This is a genomic window from Pedobacter sp. T50_32 (assembly GCF_057652195.1).
Window position 1 is genome coordinate 1,037,432 of record NZ_JBYFBY010000002.1, and the last position, 17,382, is coordinate 1,054,813.

Genomic DNA, 17,382 nt, shown 5'->3' on the forward strand with positions numbered 1-17,382 from the left:
ATTCAATCATTTTATTTGCACGGGAACAAGGATTCGAACCCTGATCAAAGGTTTTGGAGACCTCTATTCTACCATTGAACTATTCCCGTGGATAAAAAAGAGCTAGCTAAAAGCTAACCCTTTTTATATTGTGTGCTTAAAAAATTAAGCTAAGATTTCAGTTACCTGACCAGCACCTACTGTTCTACCACCTTCACGGATAGCGAAACGTAGACCTTTTTCCATTGCGATAGCGTTGATCAACTTTACAGTGATTGTAACGTTATCACCTGGCATTACCATCTCAGTACCTTCAGCTAATGAAATTTCACCAGTTACGTCTGTAGTACGGAAATAGAATTGAGGACGGTATTTGTTGAAGAATGGAGTGTGACGACCACCTTCTGCTTTTGATAATACATAGATCTCAGCTTTGAAATCTGTGTGAGGAGTTACTGAACCTGGTTTACAGATTACCATACCACGACGGATATCAGTTTTCTCAATACCACGTAACAATAAACCTACGTTATCACCAGCCTCACCGTAATCTAAGATTTTACGGAACATCTCAACACCAGTTACTGTAGATTTTAAGTTCTCAGCACCCATACCTAAGATTTCAACTGGATCACCAGAGTTGATTACACCACGCTCAATACGACCTGTAGCAACAGTACCACGACCAGTGATTGAGAATACGTCTTCAACAGGCATCAAGAAAGGAAGATCTGTCAAACGTGGAGGAATTGGAATATAGTTATCTACAGCTTCCATTAATTCCATGATTTTAGCAACCCATTTTGCATCTCCGTTCAAACCACCAAGAGCTGAACCTTGAATTACAGGGATATCATCACCAGGGAATTCATAGAATGATAATAATTCACGAATTTCCATTTCTACTAGTTCTAATAACTCAGGATCATCAACCATATCCACTTTGTTCATGAATACAACTAATGAAGGTACACCTACCTGACGAGCCAATAGAATGTGCTCACGAGTTTGTGGCATTGGACCATCTGTAGCAGCTACCACGATAATAGCTCCGTCCATTTGAGCAGCACCAGTAACCATGTTTTTCACGTAATCCGCGTGACCTGGACAGTCAACGTGTGCATAGTGACGGTTAGCAGTTGAATACTCAACGTGAGCAGTATTGATAGTGATACCTCTTTCTTTTTCCTCTGGAGCAGAGTCAATAGATTCGAATGAACGTGCCTCAGATAAACCTGCATCAGCTAAACATTTAGTGATAGCTGCTGTTAAGGTTGTTTTACCGTGGTCAACGTGACCGATTGTACCGATGTTTAAGTGCGGCTTACTGCGGTCAAACTTTTCTTTTGCCATTTTTTATACTTATTAGTAGGTTAAAATTTTTTATTTAATTATTGTTTTGATATAATTTCAATACAAAAAACCTTGTTCTTTCTGCTTTATTTAACAGAACAACAAAGTCATTCATTTTTGAGCCAAAGATGGGACTTGAACCCACGACCTCTTCCTTACCAAGGAAGTGCTCTACCGCTGAGCTACTTCGGCTTTTACCCTTAGCTCATAGTTCAATGTTCTTTTGTTCATTAGGCCACTAGTGAACCATTAAACAATTTCCCAATGAACTTCCAAGAGCGGAAGACGAGGTTCGAACTCGCGACCTATAGCTTGGAAGGCTATCGCTCTACCAACTGAGCTACTTCCGCTTTTCAATTCTCAGTTTTCAATTTTTGGTTAGCAATTGTAAAACTGCAAACTAAAAACTGATTACTGTTAACTGATGGTGGGGAGAGAAGGATTCGAACCTTCGAAGTCTTGCGACAACAGAGTTACAGTCTGTCCCATTTGGCCACTCTGGTATCTCCCCCCTTTTACTCTAAAACGCAGAGTTCTAAAATAAAAAGAGCCTCCTATCGGAATCGAACCAATGACCTACTGATTACAAGTCAGTTGCTCTACCAGCTGAGCTAAGGAGGCTTTTATCTTTTTAACAAATGTGGCGCAAATATATAAAAATTTATCTTTTTAACATACAGCACCTGCATTTTTTTATTTTTTTTATCTCTTCACAGAACGACCATTTTTGAGTTGGGTACTAACCCCGTTTCCGAAATGGAATGCAAATATACACGCATTATTGGTAGCTGCAAATATTTTTTCAAAAAAAATTGGCGAGTTTATGCTCGCCAATTTTTTGTTCATCATTTATTGTAAAACATCAATCTAATAATCAGCTACTTCACCGTTTGCCAATATAGTTTTATGCTCACTAAGTTTTGCTCTTGTTTTATCTTTATGTTTAGTAATTTGTTTCCTTAATGATTCTATTGCAAGATCTGTAGCCTCCTCAAAAGACTTACATTGCTCTTTGGCAAACATGGTTCCGCCTGGTACAATAAGTTTAATTTCGCTAATCTTATTGGCTTCGTCTTCTACATTCTCTAATTTTAAATATACTTCGCCACTTATAATCTGATCAAAAAACTGATCTAACTTGTCAACTTTCTTTTGAATAAACTCCAGTAATTTCTGGTCCGCATTGAAATGGATAGATTGCACTCTAATTTTCATTTTTCCTCCTTTTTTACGCCCTCGGATGGGCTTGTTTATAAATGGACTTTAATCTTTCGACTGAATTATGCGTATAAACCTGTGTAGCAGCCAAACTAGCATGCCCCAAAAGCTCTTTAATTGCATTTAAATCTGCACCTCGGTTTAACAAACTGGTAGCAAATGAATGCCTCAGCACATGCGGGCTTTTTTTATCTTGCGTAGATATTAATGCTAAACAACTATTTACTATGCGGTAAATTAGGTTTGGATATGCCTGATCTCCTTTATTGGTAACGACTAGATAAGGTGTTTTGTTGTCGAAATTTTGCAATGTTTTCAACACTACAAAATCTTTTACTTCGTTTAACAAAACTTTATGTACCGGAATAACTCGCTCCTTATTTCTTTTACCTAACACCTTGATACTTGAATCATAGATATTAACATCTGTTTCTTTAAGATTGATAAGCTCTGCCAAACGCATACCAGTTCCAAAGAGCAACTCTATCACAAGCCTATCTCTCCTTCCTGAGAAAGAGTCATCGAAGCTGTGCTCATCATCTAATAGCGCATCCATCTTTAACTCTTCCACAAAAACCGGTAATTTTTTTGGTGTTTTTAAGGTTTTCACCAGTGCAGTTGGATTATTTTCAATTTCACCTTCCCTATGCAGAAACTTGTAAAGGCTTTTTAATGATGACAGTTTTCTATTCACCGCAGTTTCTAACAAACCTTGATGCAATAGATCTACCATGAAATTTTTAATATGTAACGCCTTTACCTCTCGAAGCTGGATATTATCTTTTACCAAGAATTGCTCAAACTGATGCAAATCCGCACGATACGATTGTAAGGTGTGAGGCGAGTAACGCTTTTCGTATTGTAGATATGTCAGAAAGTCGTTAATTGGCATTTATATCTTGCGGTTAGGTTGATAAGTGAATTTACAAAACAAAACTACATTGCCAAAGCTTTTTTATAAAATTTGAGGAAAATCCTTTATTAAAGTGAGTAACGTCAATTTTAGCGCATAAAAAAAAGAGCCTCGAAAATTCGGGGCTCTTTTATATGTTAAGTCAGAAAGACTATGCTTGTCCTTCTTGGTTTAATCCTTGGATGTAAATCGCTTTCTTCACTTCAGTACGACGAGCTACAGATTTTTTCTCGTATGCTTGACGGCTACGTAGTTCTCTTAATACACCCGTTTTCTCGAATTTCTTCTTGAAACGCTTTAACGCCTTGTCTAACGACTCGCCATCTTTAATATTGATCATAATCATAACGCTGAAAATACCTCCTCTCGTGTTTTTTTAATCCCTGCTTTTGTGCTTGGGGATGCAAATGTAGATAATTTATTGAATACTAGAAAGTTTTTAATCAATTATATTAAAATTCAATATCATACTTGTTTTTTTGGAACTGGTTGACAACTGGGACAAAAACACATCTGCTATTCTAGTAGAAACTTAATGAGCCTTTCGACTACAAAATAGAAAATGGACATCTCGCGACATCCATTTTCAAAACAGAAACCATAAAAACATAGACAGCGCTAATTCAGCGTATTTAAAACCGCATCAATTTCTGATGCTGTGGCTTTTGCAACTGGAACACTTAAATGCAGGTCGGCACTTACCGTAAAATTAGAATGACCAAAATAAATGATATCATTAACATCTGTGGAGAGAATAACCACCTTACCCTTTAGACCTATTGGCATTGAATTTAGATAAGATTGATGTTTGTTGATGGCCAACACAAATGGTAAACCAGCTACAGATTTAATATCATCGAATACCATATACGCTCGTTGATCTTTGATGCTAGGGGCTGTTCCGACATAAACTGGACTTGCAGTGATAGTTGTCTTAGGATTTGGGTTGTTGTAGAAATAATCGCAGTTGATCCATCCAAAGTTCGGCAAATTAAACTGATAGAAATTCGTGGTGGTTGCTACTCGCGATTTTTGATCCAACACCCATGTACTGTCTGATGCAGCCGTTGGTGCCCATACAAACAAATTCATTGGATCTGTATTAAGTGTGGTAGGCACATTTACGGCAACGGCAACTGCTGGATTTAACTTAAGTGCCTGCCCGTTCTGACTGGCCAGAATTTGAAACTCTCCGCCAGTAATTAAAAGCTGTCCATTAGATTGAGTAACTTTTCCAGAAAGCAGAATATCTCTTTTGCTCAACACTTCTTTTAAGCTAATTACTACGTTACCAGCAACTGGATTTCCAGAAGCATCTAAGAAAGCATTGGCAGGAAAATCAAATTTCATCCCTTTGCTGCCAGTAATACTAAATGCCGCGGTAGCTGTGCCGTTAAATTTTTGTACAGGAACAGAGAATTTGTTGTTAAACTCTGTTAGTGATAATTTAGAATCAGCGTTTGACTTATCTTTTTTGCAAGCCAACAATGTGCTGATTACGATTAGTGCGATAAAGGTTAAATTTTTCATGACGTTGTTTTTAATATACTTTGACTACCTGTAGGACATCTGCCCTGTTTGTCAGTATATCAAGCCTATTAAAAATTTGTTACCCTAATAATTAAATATTTTTACAGTAATGAAAAAAACATAAATTCACCTAAAATTTCAACCCATGACAACAGGAAAAAAAATCGGTGCTATCACTATAGCAATTATCATATTAATTTTAATCTCTATTGTTTACTATCGCTTTTACTTTGTATTTGGCGAAGGCGTTAAAGCGGGAGAACTCAACTACATAGTGAAGAAGGGTTACGTTTTTAAAACTTACGAGGGAAAGTTGATACAAACTGGTATAAGATCTAGGCAAACGGGAACCATTCAATCAAATGAGTTTGAATTCTCTGTAGCAAATAAAGCTATTGCTGAAAAGATGATGATGAACAGTGGCAAAACCTTCGAATTGCACTATCGTGAATACAAAGGCACTTTGCCTTGGCGTGGCTTTAGTAAATATGTAGTTGATAGTGTTATATCTATGCGCCAACCGTTGCAGTAACCAGTACTTAATATAAAAGCCACAGATATACAGATTTCTTTAATAACATCTGTATATCTATGGCTAAATCTCAATAAAGAGAAAAAACTATTTCATAATTTCTCTGGCAATCACAATTTTTTGAATTTCGGAAGTTCCTTCACCTATGGTACATAGCTTAGAATCTCTGTAGAACTTCTCTACTGGAAAATCTTTGGTATAGCCGTAGCCTCCAAAAATTTGCACCGCCTCGGTTGAACACCTTACAGCTACTTCCGAAGAATAATATTTTGCCATTGCCGATTCTTTACTTACCGGCTGGTGTCTGTTTTTTAAATCTGCTGCCTGACGGATCAGCAATTCTGCCGCTTCTATCTCTGTTGCCATATCGGCCAGTTTAAAACTAATGCCTTGAAAACTTGAAATGCTTTGTCCGAATTGTTGTCTTTCTTTTGAATAGGCTAATGCAGCCTCGTACGCTCCTTTTGCAATACCTAAACCAAGTGCTGCAATAGAAATACGGCCTCCGTCCAACACTTTCATGGCCTGCTTAAAACCTTCACCTTCTACGCCAAGTAGGTTTTCCTTTGGCACGCGACAGTTGTCAAAAATCATCTCGGTAGTTTCCGAAGCCCGCATCCCCAATTTGTTTTCCTTTTTTCCTGCAGTGAAACCTGGTGTGCCCCTTTCCACTACAATGGCTGAAATTCCTTTAGAGCTTCCTGCTTCGCCGGTGCGAACCATTACCACTGCAATATCTCCAGATTTACCATGGGTAATCCAGTTCTTAGCACCATTAATTACATAATCATCACCATCCAAAACTGCGGTAGTTTGCATGCGTAAAGCGTCAGATCCTGTATTGGCTTCGGTTAAACCCCAAGCGCCAATCCATTCTGCTGTCGCAAGTTTTGGCAACCATTTCATTTTTTGCGCTTCATTGCCAAAAGCAAGAATATGTCCGGTACATAAAGAGTTATGGGCTGCTAACGATAAGCCAATAGAGCCGCAAACTTTCGCCACTTCCACAATTACGTCTACATATTCTTGGTAGCCAAATCCTGAGCCACCGTACTCTTCGGGCACTAAAACTCCCATTAAGCCTATTTGACCAAGCTCTTTAAATAATTCGATTGGAAAATGTTGTGCTTCGTCCCATTCCATTACATTTTTACGGATATTTTTCTCGGCGAAGTCGCGTAGCATGTTTTTGATCATGATACTGTTTTCAGTTTCGTTAAAACTAATTCCTGTGTGCATATATAGATAGCTTTAAAACAAAAAAACTGCTTAAATACTTTTGCTTTTAGCTTTTTGCATTTAAACAGTTTAGTAAGATTTATATTTGGTTAACGACAATGTTAAGCAAATTAAATAACACTTTCAAAGTCTTTTATCCGCTTTTTTAGTAGAACGAATTGGTAAATAGTTCAATAACATTGCATACAATACCACTGTGCAGAAAAAGAAACTTGAAAATATTTTTAATATTTATTTCAGCGTAAAGCACAATTAAACATATTGAAGAATTATCCTGATATCGTTGTAAACAAAAAACGGGATTGTGCCATCACAGCAATCCCGTTTTTATATTGATCAGATTATAAAAGATCTACCCTGCAACTACTTTATTAATTGTTGCGAAATCTGGTAAATTGCCAGCATCTTCTAATACCTCGGCATAAATCACCTTACCTTCTTCATCGATTACGAACGCAGAACGTTTAGCGATACCCTTTAAACCTAGAAAATCTTGATACAACGCACCATAGGCCCCAGCCGTTTCTTTATTGAAATCAGAGAGCAACGGGAATTGATAGGCCTGTTCCTCCTTAAATTTCGCTAAGGTAAAAGGAGAGTCTACAGAAACGCCCAAAACTTGCGCATTTAAACCATCATAGTAACCGAAGTTATCTCTCATGGCGCAAAGTTGTGTAGTGCAAACACCCGTAAAAGCTAAAGGGAAGAAATGCAACACCACTTTTTTACCTTTAAAGTCGCTTAATGAAACTTCCTTGAGCTCTGTATTTTTTAATTTAAAATCTGGAGCCTGATCTCCTACTTGTAATGACATATGATAATGGTTAATTGTTTAAATTGTTTAATCGGCTAACTGAGAACTGCCAATCGCTAAGTGAAAATTGCTTACTGACCACTGATCTCTGTTAACTGCATACTTACTAAAGCCAATCCTTCATCAAAGCTATGAGGTTGATAATTCAAATCGGTCATTGCTTTGTCTAAAATAAAACCTGTCTTTTTTGGTCGCTTAGCTTCCTGTCCTAAACTGTCCGAACTAATTTCTGTGATCAGGCTTCTATCCAGACCCCAAAAATCGGCGACTTTGCGTACCAAATCAGCAATCGTCATCATATCCTTTCCAGAAATATGGTAAATGCCTTTAGCTTTATGTTCTACCGCCAACAAACATGCTTCCGCTAAATCTTCTGCCAAAGTAGGCATCCGCCACTGGTCGTTTACTACGTTAATTGGGTTTCCTTTTTCTAAAGCTCCCTTAGCCCAAAGTACTATATTGCTACGACTCATATCTTTCAAGATTCCGTAAACCAAAATAGTGCGAACTATCGCCCAATCGCCTATTATCTTTTGGGTGATACGTTCGGCGGTCAATTTGCTTTTGCCGTAAAAACTTACTGGCTTCGGTTCGTCGTCTTCCTTATACGGGCCATCGACGCCATCGAAAACAAAATCTGTAGATACATATATAAAGTGTATACCCATTTCTTCGCAGAGCGATGCTAAACTCTGTGTCGCTTCTACATTTAGCTGCCAACAAGCATCATTTTGTTCGTGGCAAGTATCTACGTTAGTCATCGCAGCCGTATGAATGATGGCATGGGGTAGATATTTTTGCAGTACCTTCTTCACTTGGCTTCTGTCTAAAATATCCATCGTTTCGTAAATATAGCCCTCAGTTATAGGAAACTTGTTTGCTCCTCTATTTGTAGCAATTAAATTAAAGCGTTTTTCGGCAACGATTTTTTCTATGATTTTCTGCCCTAAAAGCCCATTACTTCCTGTAACCAATATTGTTTTCATCAAAGCTAAATTAGCATTTAATAAACTGTTGAAAAACATTTTATTTATATGTAAAAATTATATGAAAATATTATAACTTTGCAAACCGAAAAGCAGGCGCACAAAACCGCCTTTAACATTTTGATTTTTATAATTTTACCAAATACAGAATATGCCTAATATTGGAAAGATAGCGCAAATTATAGGACCGGTAGTCGATGTAAGCTTTGTTAACGATGCCACTTTACCTAAAATTTTCTCTGCTTTAGAGATTACTAAAGAAAATGGTCAAAAAATCGTTCTTGAGGTGCAACAACACTTAGGTGAAGACCGTGTACGTGCAATTTCAATGGACTCTACCGATGGTTTAGTTCGTGGAATGGACGTAGTTGATACGGGTGCCGCGATTAAAATGCCTGTTGGCGATCAAATCAAAGGTCGTTTATTCAACGTAGTTGGTGAAGCCATTGACGGCATCAACAATGTTGATAAAACTGATGGTCGTCCTATTCACAGTGCTCCTCCTAAATTCGAAGATTTATCAACAGAGACTGAGGTACTTTTTACAGGTATTAAAGTTATCGATTTATTAGAGCCTTATGCAAAAGGTGGTAAAATCGGATTATTTGGTGGTGCTGGTGTAGGTAAAACTGTATTAATCATGGAGTTGGTAAACAACATCGCTAAAGCTCACGCTGGTTTATCAGTGTTTGCTGGTGTGGGTGAGCGTACTCGTGAGGGTAACGACTTACTACGTGAGTTTATCGAATCTGGTGTAATTAACTATGGTGATGATTTCTTACACTCAATGGAAAAAGGTGGATGGGATTTGAACGCTGTTGATACTGAAAAATTAAAAGACTCTAAAGCAACGTTGGTATTCGGTCAAATGAACGAGCCTCCTGGTGCACGTGCTCGTGTAGCATTATCAGGATTAACTGTTGCAGAATATTTCCGTGATGGTGATGGTGAAGGCGCTGGAAAAGATATCCTTTTCTTCGTTGACAACATCTTCCGTTTCACTCAAGCAGGTTCTGAGGTATCGGCTCTATTAGGTCGTATGCCATCTGCGGTAGGTTACCAACCAACATTGGCAACTGAGATGGGTTTAATGCAAGAGCGTATTACTTCAACTAAACGTGGTTCAATTACATCTGTACAAGCGGTTTACGTACCTGCGGATGATTTAACTGACCCGGCTCCGGCTACAACTTTTGCCCACTTAGATGCTACGACAGTATTATCTCGTAAAATCTCTGAGCTTGGTATCTATCCAGCGGTAGACCCTCTAGATTCTACTTCACGCATTCTTTCTCCTGCAGTTTTAGGAGATGAGCACTATAACACAGCTCAACGTGTAAAAGAGATCTTACAACGTTATAAAGAATTACAAGATATCATCGCAATCTTAGGTATGGATGAGTTATCTGAAGAAGATAAATTAACTGTACACAGAGCTCGTCGTGTTCAACGTTTCTTGTCTCAACCTTTCCACGTAGCTGAGCAATTTACAGGCTTAAAAGGTGTATTGGTAGACATTAAAGATACTATCAAAGGTTTCAACATGATTATGGATGGAGAAGTTGATGAGTATCCAGAAGCTGCATTTAACTTAGTAGGTAACATCGAAGATGCTATCGAAAAAGGTAAAAAATTATTGGCAGAAGCTAACTAAAAAATATGTTTCGCGTTAGGCGTTTGGCGTTTTCCAACGCTTAACGCTTAACGCTTAGCGCTAGACTAAAGAAATGAATTTAGAAATATTAACTCCAGATAAAAAAGTTTTTGAAGGCGAAGTAACTGCGGTTACTGTTCCTGGAACTTCTGGTTCTTTTCAAATTTTGAGAGACCACGCTCCTATCATCTCTACTTTAGAAGACGGACAGGTGATTGTAAAGGAAGCAAACAACGAAAACATCTACAACATTAAAGGTGGTGTAGTTGAAGTACTGGACAATAAAATTATAGTTTTAGCTGAAGCTGTTGTAGCTTAAGTTAAGCTTACAAATTATCGAAAGCCCTGAACGAAAGTTCGGGGCTTTTGTATTTATATGCATCTGCTGCCGTCATTGCGAGGTACGAAGCACCTACGAAGCAATTTTGAATACAATTGAAAAGGAATAATAAGAACTAATGAAAAATCTTAAAGTGAATTGTCTTTCTAATTTTGTAAGATTGCTTCCTACCTCGCAATGACGAGAAGTCTATCAAGCTTCTTTATTACCATACATCAACCCTAACCAACAACTTTCTCTTTAACTTAGTTAATATCAATTAAGAACTAAGACAATGAAAGAAGAATTCCTTAACCTGCCACTTTTCAAAAACGAAGAAACCAAGCGTTTCGAATTAACAGTAGATGGTCATACTGCATTCATCGAGTACGAAGAAGATGAGAAAATCATCAAGCTAATTCATACCGAAAGCCCAGAAGCATTGGCTGGCAGAGGTGCTGCTACCGCATTGATTGAAAAAACACTTGTCTATCTCGAAGAGAGCACTTATCAACTCATTCCCTTGTGCCCATTGGTTTTTGCTTATGTGAAAAGACATCCAGAATGGAAGAGATTAGTACCGAGTAAATATCTGAGGTTATTTGATAAATAGACCACATATAGTTATCCAAAATGTGATGTGTCTTTCTCATCTTTTTCTGACATTTCTCACTTTTACGCAGAATTTTGCTCAAATTACAATGCAAGCATAACATTTATACCGAATACCGATTTCATTTTTGGTCTACGCTTCACATTGTTTTGATAGAAAAAACCCATCTAAAACAAAATTATAATTCAATAAATAAACTAAAATCAGAATTATATTCTAAATAAAATTATTTCGTTTTGCCTATTGCTATTTTTTGAACCAAATACTAAATTGGTATTTATAAAACAATAGAAAAACAAAGAACTCAAAAGAAATGAAATTAAGAACCCTAAATAGCAACATTAGCCTCTTCGTTAACAACGAGCTGCTGCTGCTTAATGTGGTCATTTCAAAACAATCCAAGGGTTCCTTATAACGATATTGATGTAAACATCTAAAAAGCGTCCCCTTCTTCAAAAATTGGGACGCTTTTTTTAAACAAGACAATATGAATTATTATAATTCGAACACAGTAATTTATCTAAATGGCCAGTTTGTAAAAGCAAATGAGGCGAAGACTGATCTATACGGTCAGTCATTGCATTATGGCTTTGCAGCTTTCGAAGGCATTAGGGCTTACAAAACCCATAATGCTACTCGTATTTTTAAGGCCAGAGAGCATTTCGAGAGGTTAAAACGCTCATGCGAATTAACAGGCATTCCATTTACTTGGAATATCGATGACTTGATTAGACAAACTTACAAACTACTCGAACTGAATAATTTCAAAGATGCTTACATCCGTCCGTTGGTTTTTAGCGAACCACAGATGACTTTAGTTGCACCTGAGCAAACTTCTATCATGATTTGTGCATGGGAATGGGGTGCGTACCTAGGCGACAGACAGTTGAAAGTTTGCGTTTCTCCGTTTGAGCGTCCAAATCCTAAATCAATAAAAATCGAAGCTAAAATTAGCGGCAACTATGTGAACTCTATTTTAGCTACATCGGATGCTAAAAACAAAGGTTTTGATGAGGCATTATTATTAGATGCTAATGGATTTGTAGCTGAAGCTCCTGGAGCAAATGTATTTTTTGAAAAAGGTGGCAAGCTTTATACGCCTGCAAAAGGAAACATCCTCCCAGGCATTACTAGAGCCACTATTATAGAGCTATGCAAAGTGTTAGATATCGAAGTAATTGAAAAAGAGATTACTGTAGATTTTATGAAAGATGCAGATGGGGCTTTCTTCTGCGGAACAGCAGTTGAAGTGGTGGGTATCCATACTATAGACGAAACCGTTTACAGGCAGAGATGGAGAGATAGCATTGGTGCTACCTTACAAAGAGCATACAAAAACCTTGTATTAGAAAAAGTGAACTATGAAGTGATTATTTAATTTCTCTTCTCGATAATTTGTTAGTATGTTTGGCTGCAAGAAAAACCACACATGCGTTTAAACACAGTCATTATTAACAACATTATCATTATTCCTCAACCGAGGGAAGGCAATCGTTGTATATAATGAAAAAGACACTATAGCGAAACCGCCTCCCAAAAAGAGGCGGTTTTTTTTTTGAATTGAACAGAACAAACAACAATATAAATGGAATTAAACAAATACAGTAAGACTTTTACACAAGACCCAACACAACCCGCAGCACAAGCTATGCTTTACGGAATTGGTTTAACCGATGCTGATATGGCAAAAGCGCAAGTGGGTATTGCTAGTATGGGTTATGATGGCAACACTTGTAACATGCACCTGAATGATTTAGCCGCAGTGGTTAAAAAAGGTGTGTGGAACAACGATTTAGTCGGTCTTACTTTTAATACCATTGGTGTAAGTGATGGCATGAGCAACGGAACTGAAGGCATGCGTTATTCTTTAGTTAGCCGTGATGTAATTGCCGACAGTATCGAAACCATTTGTGGTGGTCAGTATTACGATGGTGTAATTGCTATTCCAGGTTGTGATAAAAATATGCCAGGGGCGATTATGGCTATGGCTCGTTTAGACCGTCCTTCGATTATGGTTTACGGTGGCACTATTGCACCGGGACATTACAAAGGCGAAGAATTGAACATTGTTTCTGCTTTCGAAGCCTTAGGTCAAAAAATCTGTGGTAATTTATCTGATGAAGATTACCAAGGTATCATTAAACATACTTGCCCTGGCGCTGGTGCTTGTGGCGGTATGTACACTGCAAACACGATGGCGTCGGCTATAGAGGTTTTAGGTATGAGTTTACCTTATTCTTCTTCGAACCCAGCAGTGAGCGATGAAAAGAAAAATGAGTGTTTAGATGCTGGAAAATATATCCGTATCCTTTTAGAAAAAGATATCAAACCATCTGATATTATGACGAAAAAAGCATTTGAAAATGCCATTCGTTCTATTATCGTTTTGGGTGGAAGTACCAATGCGGTGTTACACTTCATTGCTATTGGTAAAGCTATTGGCGTAGAGGTTTCACAAGACGACTTCCAACGCATGAGTGATATTACTCCAGTTTTAGCAGATTTTAAACCAAGTGGTAAATTCTTAATGCAAGATTTACATCAGTTTGGTGGTACACCGGCAGTGATGAAATATATGCTAGATGAAGGTATGTTGCATGGTGATTGTTTAACGGTTACTGGAAAAACTGTAGCAGAAAACTTGAAAGATGTAAAATCTATCATGGACTACAACCAACCTATTATTCAAAAACTAGACAGTCCGGTTAAAGCAACTGGTCACTTACAAATTTTGTACGGCAACTTGGCAGAGAAAGGCTCGGTAGCTAAAATCTCTGGTAAAGAAGGTGAAAGATTTGAAGGTCCAGCTCGTGTTTTTGACGGAGAAAAAGATTTAGTAGCTGGCATCTCCACTGGAAGAATTAAACCGGGTGATGTCGTAGTAATTAAAAATGAAGGTCCAGTTGGTGCGCCAGGAATGCCAGAAATGTTAAAACCAACTTCATTAATTATTGGTGCTGGTCTTGGAAAATCTATCGCTTTAATTACTGATGGCCGTTTTTCTGGCGGTACTCACGGTTTCGTGGTGGGGCACATCACTCCAGAAGCCTATAAAGGTGGCTTAATTGGATTGGTAGAAGATGATGACATCATTGAAATTGACGCCGTAAATAATAAAATTACGCTAAAAGTGAGCGATGAAATTATTGCTGAACGTAAAGCTAAATGGCAACAACCGAAACTGAAAATCACTAAAGGCGTGTTATTCAAATATGCCAAAACAGTAACAGATGCGGCTGGTGGTTGTGTAACCGACGAAGCTTAGATACAATTAACCTAAACCAAAACTTCCATTCATAAAATATAGAACTATGGAAACCTTACAAGATACAGAGACGAAAAAGGCGACAACAAGCTCCCCTACTTTTAAAGGTTCGGGCTCACAAATGTTGTTAAATGCACTTATTGAGGAGGGCGTAAGCACTATTTTTGGCTACCCAGGTGGTGCAATTATGCCTATTTACGATGCGCTTTACGATTATGCAGACAAACTAGAGCATATTTTGGTACGCCATGAGCAAGGTGGTATTCATGCTGCTCAGGGTTATGCCCGCACCAGCGGAAAAGTGGGTGTCGCTTTTGCTACTAGCGGACCAGGTGCAACCAACTTGGTAACTGGCTTAGCTGATGCTCAAATTGACAGCACGCCTCTAGTTTGTATCACAGGACAAGTATTTGCACACCTTTTGGGTACAGATGCTTTCCAAGAAACTGATGTAATTAACATTACTACCCCAGTAACAAAATGGAACTACCAAATTACTGATGCGAAGGAAATCCCTGAGGTATTAGCAAAAGCTTTCTATATTGCTAAAAGTGGCAGACCAGGCCCTGTTTTGATTGACATTACCAAAAATGCACAATTACAGATCGAAGAGTTTGAAGCTTACGTAAAATGTAACCATATCCGTAGTTACAGACCTAAACCAAAAGTGAGGGTTGAGTTTATTGAAGAGGCTGCAAAGTTGATCAACAGTGCTCTAAAACCTTTTGTGTTGTTTGGTCAAGGGGTGATTTTAGGAAACGCGGAGAAAGAATTCAAAGCGTTTATTGAAAAAACTGGTATTCCTGCGGCTTGGACTATCATGGGCGAAGGTGCTATTCCAACAGACCATCCTCTAAATGTAGGAATGTTAGGGATGCACGGCAATTACGGGCCAAATGTTTTAACTAACGAAGCGGATGTAATTATTGCCATCGGTATGCGTTTCGATGACCGTGTAACTGGTCGTTTGGACAAATATGCGAAACAAGCTAAAATTGTTCATTTAGATATTGACCCAGCTGAAATTGATAAAAACGTAAAAGCTGAAGTTGGTGTTTGGGGTGACTGTAAAGAGACACTTCCAATTTTAACCAACCTAGTAAAAGAGAATAAACACGAAGCTTGGGTGGCACTTTTTAGAGACTACAACCAACAAGAAATCGACCAAGTCATTACTCCTGAGTTATACCCTAGCGGAGAAGAAATGACGATGGGTGAAGTATTACGTACTTTAAACGAGCTTACTGGCGGTGATGCAGTAATTGTTACGGATGTTGGTCAACACCAAATGGTAGCTTGTCGTTATGCGAAATTTAACAAAACCCGTAGCAACGTTACTTCTGGTGGTTTAGGTACAATGGGCTTCGGCTTACCTGCGGCTATTGGTGCTAAATATGGTGCCCCAGAACGTACAGTAGTTGCTATTATTGGTGATGGTGGTTTCCAAATGACACCACAAGAGTTAGGCACCATTATGCAGTTTGGTGCAGCAGTAAAAATCTTGATTTTAAACAACCAATTTTTAGGAATGGTACGTCAGTGGCAACAGTTGTTCCACGATAAACGTTATTCTTTTGTGAATATCACCAGCCCTGATTTTGTGGCTTTGGCTAAATCGTACTACATCGAAGCTAGTAAAGTAGACCAAAGAGCTGAACTTAAAAAGGCTTTGGAAACGATGATTAACCACGATGGCTCTTACCTTTTAGAGGTAATGGTTGGCAAGGAAAATAACGTTTTCCCAATGGTACCACAAGGTTGCAGCGTAAGTGAAATTAGATTAAAATAATTAGAGCAAAGAACAAGGATAAAAGAGCAAAGACCTAAAGTCCTTCATCTTTATTCCTTGTTCCTTAATCCAAAAAACAATGAGTAACGACACGATAAAATATATACCTAGCGACGCCGACTACGAAGGTAAGCAGGACTTTACTATTACAGTTTACGCGGAAGACAGGGTTGGTTTATTGAACCGTATTTCGATTATATTTTCGAAAAGAAAAATCAACATCGATAGTTTAAACACTTCTCCTTCGGAGATTGCGGGCATCCACCGCTTCACGATTTTAATTAACGAAAGTCATGAAGTGGTGAGGAAATTGGCACGCCAGATTGAGAAACAAGTTGAAGTCTTGAAAGTGTACTTCAATACAGATAGCGAAGTGATTTGGCAAGAATTGGCGCTTTACAAAGTATCTACAGAAGAGATTACCGAAAAAGTTACTGTAGAGCGTCTATTGAGACAATATGGTGCAACAGCGGTTGTAATTCGCAAGGATTATACAGTTTTTTCAGTAACAGGTCACAAAGAAGAAACTGATGCTTTGGTAAAAGCACTTGAGCCTTACGAACTGATTGAATTTGTGAGAAGTGCAAGGGTAGCGATTATTAAAGACAGTGCTGGTTTCCACGAGAAGCTGAAAGAATTTGAAGCGGAGGAACCTGGTGAAGAGCGTGTAGAAAATGAGTTCTTGGATAAAGGCGATAAGATTTTTACGATGTAAGAGAGCTGAAAGGCAAAAGCTCAAAGCTGAAAGCGAAGGTTCTGGACATTGCTTTGAAACTTTGAAAGGGGAAGTCGGGAAGACCATTGTTAGTTCGTCATTTCGAACGCAGAGAGAACTGGAAGAAAGCGAAGCTAAATCTAATTCCCAAAAGCAAATTGCTAGATTTCTCCTCGTTCCTCGTTCGAAATGACGGAAGTAACAAAGGAGCTGCTAACTGTACATAACTAAACCCGATTGAAGCGGAAATACTTTTTGTTGTGTCATCCTGAGCTTGTCGAAGGATTGGTTGTTAATAGATGCTTCGATAAACTCAGCATGACAACTATTAACGGCAGTGCCAACAAAAAGATTAGAGCAAAAAGCGGGGCTACAATAACCGAAGAGCAAAGAACCATGCTTTTCAAATAAATGAATTAAAAACATAAACAATAAATCAATGGATACGCAAAATGTGTATCAC

General features: G+C 38.2%; 16 protein-coding genes and 5 tRNA genes. 8 read left to right on the top strand and 13 right to left on the bottom strand.

Translation table 11 applies throughout. From position 1 onward, the window contains the following. Positions 1-18: 18 nt before the first annotated feature. The 10 genes from AC23ME_RS09790 to AC23ME_RS09835 form a co-directional block, all read right to left on the bottom strand. A tRNA-Trp gene (locus tag AC23ME_RS09790) sits at positions 19-89 on the bottom strand. A gap of 55 nt (positions 90-144) precedes the next feature. Then, positions 145-1,332, bottom strand: a complete 1,188-nt coding sequence (gene tuf / locus AC23ME_RS09795) for an elongation factor Tu (RefSeq protein WP_487727575.1) — start codon at positions 1,330-1,332, stop codon at positions 145-147. 120 nt (positions 1,333-1,452) lie between these two features. Next, a tRNA-Thr gene (locus AC23ME_RS09800) sits at positions 1,453-1,524 on the bottom strand. A gap of 85 nt (positions 1,525-1,609) precedes the next feature. Next, positions 1,610-1,682, bottom strand: a tRNA-Gly gene (locus AC23ME_RS09805). A gap of 75 nt (positions 1,683-1,757) precedes the next feature. Continuing rightward, positions 1,758-1,843 (bottom strand) — tRNA-Tyr (locus AC23ME_RS09810). 37 nt (positions 1,844-1,880) lie between these two features. Further along, positions 1,881-1,953 (bottom strand) — tRNA-Thr (locus tag AC23ME_RS09815). 246 nt (positions 1,954-2,199) lie between these two features. Continuing rightward, positions 2,200-2,547 (bottom strand): ribosome hibernation-promoting factor, HPF/YfiA family, encoded by a 348-nt coding sequence (hpf, locus tag AC23ME_RS09820; RefSeq protein WP_308850822.1) that lies wholly within the window; start codon positions 2,545-2,547, stop codon positions 2,200-2,202. Between the two features lie 13 nt (positions 2,548-2,560). Then, positions 2,561-3,442, bottom strand: a complete 882-nt coding sequence (locus AC23ME_RS09825) for a tyrosine-type recombinase/integrase (RefSeq protein ID WP_487727576.1) — start codon at positions 3,440-3,442, stop codon at positions 2,561-2,563. Positions 3,443-3,614: 172 nt separating this feature from the next. Beyond that, positions 3,615-3,809 (bottom strand): 30S ribosomal protein S21, encoded by a 195-nt coding sequence (gene rpsU / locus AC23ME_RS09830; protein ID WP_487727577.1) that lies wholly within the window; start codon positions 3,807-3,809, stop codon positions 3,615-3,617. Positions 3,810-4,081: 272 nt separating this feature from the next. After that, positions 4,082-4,993 carry a hypothetical protein gene (locus AC23ME_RS09835; protein ID WP_487727578.1) on the bottom strand — a complete coding sequence of 304 codons (912 nt, stop codon included), beginning with the start codon at positions 4,991-4,993 and terminating at the stop codon, positions 4,082-4,084. Between the two features lie 145 nt (positions 4,994-5,138). Between AC23ME_RS09835 and AC23ME_RS09840 the strand changes: the two genes are divergently transcribed. Then, on the top strand, positions 5,139-5,525 hold the full coding sequence (locus AC23ME_RS09840; protein ID WP_487727579.1) for a hypothetical protein: 387 nt from the start codon (positions 5,139-5,141) through the stop codon (positions 5,523-5,525). Between the two features lie 87 nt (positions 5,526-5,612). Here AC23ME_RS09840 and AC23ME_RS09845 read toward each other — a convergent pair whose 3' ends face one another. The 3 genes from AC23ME_RS09845 to AC23ME_RS09855 all read right to left on the bottom strand — a co-directional run bounded on the left by AC23ME_RS09845 (position 5,613) and on the right by AC23ME_RS09855 (position 8,564). Beyond that, complete coding sequence (locus AC23ME_RS09845) at positions 5,613-6,764, bottom strand: acyl-CoA dehydrogenase family protein (protein WP_487727580.1); 1,152 nt, start codon at positions 6,762-6,764, stop codon at positions 5,613-5,615. A gap of 352 nt (positions 6,765-7,116) precedes the next feature. Beyond that, a complete protein-coding gene (locus AC23ME_RS09850) occupies positions 7,117-7,578 on the bottom strand; it encodes a redoxin domain-containing protein (RefSeq protein ID WP_487727581.1) in 462 nt (153 codons plus the stop codon). Positions 7,579-7,649: 71 nt separating this feature from the next. Next, positions 7,650-8,564: an SDR family oxidoreductase gene (locus AC23ME_RS09855; RefSeq protein WP_487727582.1), complete on the bottom strand. Its 915-nt coding sequence runs from the start codon at positions 8,562-8,564 to the stop codon at positions 7,650-7,652. 151 nt (positions 8,565-8,715) lie between these two features. On the opposite strand from AC23ME_RS09855, the gene atpD reads away from it, so the two are divergent. The 7 genes from atpD (at position 8,716) to ilvN (ending at position 16,919) form a co-directional block, all read left to right on the top strand. Beyond that, the gene (gene atpD / locus AC23ME_RS09860; RefSeq protein WP_487727583.1) at positions 8,716-10,218 is read left to right on the top strand and encodes a F0F1 ATP synthase subunit beta; all 1,503 of its coding nucleotides are present in this window, start codon (positions 8,716-8,718) and stop codon (positions 10,216-10,218) included. A gap of 73 nt (positions 10,219-10,291) precedes the next feature. Further along, positions 10,292-10,537, top strand: coding sequence for an ATP synthase F1 subunit epsilon (gene atpC, locus AC23ME_RS09865; RefSeq protein ID WP_487727584.1), 246 nt, complete (start codon positions 10,292-10,294; stop codon positions 10,535-10,537). Positions 10,538-10,832: 295 nt separating this feature from the next. Beyond that, positions 10,833-11,150 (top strand): GNAT family N-acetyltransferase, encoded by a 318-nt coding sequence (locus AC23ME_RS09870; protein ID WP_487727585.1) that lies wholly within the window; start codon positions 10,833-10,835, stop codon positions 11,148-11,150. 487 nt (positions 11,151-11,637) lie between these two features. Further along, positions 11,638-12,528, top strand: a complete 891-nt coding sequence (locus AC23ME_RS09875) for a branched-chain amino acid transaminase (RefSeq protein WP_487727586.1) — start codon at positions 11,638-11,640, stop codon at positions 12,526-12,528. Positions 12,529-12,735: 207 nt separating this feature from the next. Beyond that, entirely contained in the window at positions 12,736-14,415 is a 1,680-nt protein-coding gene (ilvD, locus tag AC23ME_RS09880; RefSeq protein ID WP_487727587.1) for a dihydroxy-acid dehydratase, read from the top strand. Positions 14,416-14,461: 46 nt separating this feature from the next. Beyond that, complete coding sequence (gene ilvB, locus AC23ME_RS09885) at positions 14,462-16,204, top strand: biosynthetic-type acetolactate synthase large subunit (RefSeq protein WP_487727588.1); 1,743 nt, start codon at positions 14,462-14,464, stop codon at positions 16,202-16,204. A 79-nt stretch (positions 16,205-16,283) separates the two neighbouring features. Next, positions 16,284-16,919, top strand: coding sequence for an acetolactate synthase small subunit (gene ilvN / locus AC23ME_RS09890; protein WP_487727589.1), 636 nt, complete (start codon positions 16,284-16,286; stop codon positions 16,917-16,919). Positions 16,920-17,382 lie beyond the last annotated feature (463 nt).

Excerpts from the sequence above, each read along its gene's own strand:
- tuf (WP_487727575.1), bottom strand. The coding sequence starts at position 1,332 with ATGGCAAAAGAAAAGTTTGACCGCAGTAAGCCGCACTTAAACATCGGT.
- hpf (WP_308850822.1), bottom strand. The coding sequence starts at position 2,547 with ATGAAAATTAGAGTGCAATCTATCCATTTCAATGCGGACCAGAAATTA.
- AC23ME_RS09825 (WP_487727576.1), bottom strand. The coding sequence starts at position 3,442 with ATGCCAATTAACGACTTTCTGACATATCTACAATACGAAAAGCGTTAC.
- rpsU (WP_487727577.1), bottom strand. The coding sequence starts at position 3,809 with ATGATTATGATCAATATTAAAGATGGCGAGTCGTTAGACAAGGCGTTA.
- AC23ME_RS09835 (WP_487727578.1), bottom strand. The coding sequence starts at position 4,993 with ATGAAAAATTTAACCTTTATCGCACTAATCGTAATCAGCACATTGTTG.
- AC23ME_RS09840 (WP_487727579.1), top strand. The coding sequence starts at position 5,139 with ATGACAACAGGAAAAAAAATCGGTGCTATCACTATAGCAATTATCATA.
- AC23ME_RS09845 (WP_487727580.1), bottom strand. The coding sequence starts at position 6,764 with ATGCACACAGGAATTAGTTTTAACGAAACTGAAAACAGTATCATGATC.
- AC23ME_RS09850 (WP_487727581.1), bottom strand. The coding sequence starts at position 7,578 with ATGTCATTACAAGTAGGAGATCAGGCTCCAGATTTTAAATTAAAAAAT.
- AC23ME_RS09855 (WP_487727582.1), bottom strand. The coding sequence starts at position 8,564 with ATGAAAACAATATTGGTTACAGGAAGTAATGGGCTTTTAGGGCAGAAA.
- atpD (WP_487727583.1), top strand. The coding sequence starts at position 8,716 with ATGCCTAATATTGGAAAGATAGCGCAAATTATAGGACCGGTAGTCGAT.
- atpC (WP_487727584.1), top strand. The coding sequence starts at position 10,292 with ATGAATTTAGAAATATTAACTCCAGATAAAAAAGTTTTTGAAGGCGAA.
- AC23ME_RS09870 (WP_487727585.1), top strand. The coding sequence starts at position 10,833 with ATGAAAGAAGAATTCCTTAACCTGCCACTTTTCAAAAACGAAGAAACC.
- AC23ME_RS09875 (WP_487727586.1), top strand. The coding sequence starts at position 11,638 with ATGAATTATTATAATTCGAACACAGTAATTTATCTAAATGGCCAGTTT.
- ilvD (WP_487727587.1), top strand. The coding sequence starts at position 12,736 with ATGGAATTAAACAAATACAGTAAGACTTTTACACAAGACCCAACACAA.
- ilvB (WP_487727588.1), top strand. The coding sequence starts at position 14,462 with ATGGAAACCTTACAAGATACAGAGACGAAAAAGGCGACAACAAGCTCC.
- ilvN (WP_487727589.1), top strand. The coding sequence starts at position 16,284 with ATGAGTAACGACACGATAAAATATATACCTAGCGACGCCGACTACGAA.